Source organism: Vibrio clamense, from assembly GCF_050337905.1.
Lineage (GTDB): Bacteria > Pseudomonadota > Gammaproteobacteria > Enterobacterales > Vibrionaceae > Vibrio > Vibrio cortegadensis.
In genome coordinates, this window is the sequence record NZ_JAKJTJ010000014.1 from 1 (window position 1) to 1,385 (window position 1,385).

1 pseudogene is annotated in these 1,385 nt (G+C 57.5%); it reads left to right on the forward strand.

Annotation, left to right across the window (positions count from 1 at the left end):
* Positions 1–15 precede the first annotated feature (15 nt).
* Positions 16–1,385, forward strand: a pseudogene (locus tag L4C39_RS00565) (hypothetical protein); the annotation flags it as partial.

A 1,385-nucleotide genomic window follows, 5' to 3' on the forward strand; every position in this document is an offset into this window, starting at 1 on the left:
CAACCGGATCGCGTGTTGACGCAAGATGACTTGGATAACGGTATCACGTACCAATACCCGGTACCAGCGGACGGTGAGTCACTGACCGTGACGGCAACTATTACTGATCCGTCAGGTAACACTTCGCCACAAGCCAGCGACAGCGTAACCGTTGGCGATACCACGTCGCCAGACGCCCCAACCGTGGTGATCACCGAAGACACCAACAATGACGGCACATTAACCAACAGCGAAATCGACGGCTTAGTCGATGTCCTTGTGACGCCGCCAGCCAATGCCAACGTGGGCGATACCTTAACCGTGTCGGGTCAACCGGAACGCGTGCTGACGCAAGGCGACTTAGAGAATGGCGTAAGCTATCAATATCCCGTCCCAGCGGATGGCGAATCACTGACCGTGACGGCCACCGTGACAGACCCATCGGACAATACCTCGCCACAAGCCAGCGACAGCGTGACCGTCGGCGATACCACGCCGCCAGACGCCCCAACGGTGGTGATCACTGAAGACACCAACAATGACGGCACGTTAGCCAACAGCGAAATCGATGGTTTGGTCGATGTCCTTGTGACGCCGCCGGCCAATGCCAACGTGGGCGATACCTTAACCGTATCGGGTCAACCGGATCGCGTGTTGACGCCAGGCGACTTGGATAATGGCGTCAGCTATCAATATCCTGTCCCAGCGGATGGCGAGTCACTGACCGTGACGGCCACCGTGACAGACCCATCGGGCAATACCTCGCCACAAGCCAGCGACAGCGTGACCGTCGGCGATACCACAGCGCCAGATGCCCCAACCGTGGTGATCACAGAAGATACCAACAATGACGGCACGTTAGCCAACAGTGAAATCGACGGCTTAGTCGATGTCCTTGTGACGCCACCGGCCAATGCCAACGTGGGCGATACCTTAAGCGTATCGGGTCAACCGGATCGCGTGTTGACGCAAGACGACTTGGATAACGGCATCACCTACCAATACCCGGTACCAGCGGACGGAGAGTCACTGACCGTGACGGCCACCGTGACAGACCCATCGGGCAATACCTCCCCACAAGCAAGCGACAGCGCGATTAAAGTTGGAGATGGTAATGTTTCTATTAATACCAAAGATGGCACGGCCATCGAAGGGGAAGACACGTTAGCGTTCACCATCAGCCGCAGCGCGCCAACGGGCGAAGCGAGTGGCTCAGAGAGTGTGGTGACGTTCAGTTTGAACAGCAGCAGCGAGATTGACGCGGCGGACATTGAGTCCGTGATCATCAATGGTGAGCCGCTCAGCGGCGCGCAAGTGACGGCTCTGTTTGGTGGCGCAGGATATGATGTGACGTTGGCCGACAGCGAGTCGGTGGACGTGGTGATCACGCCAAAAGACGACTCGGT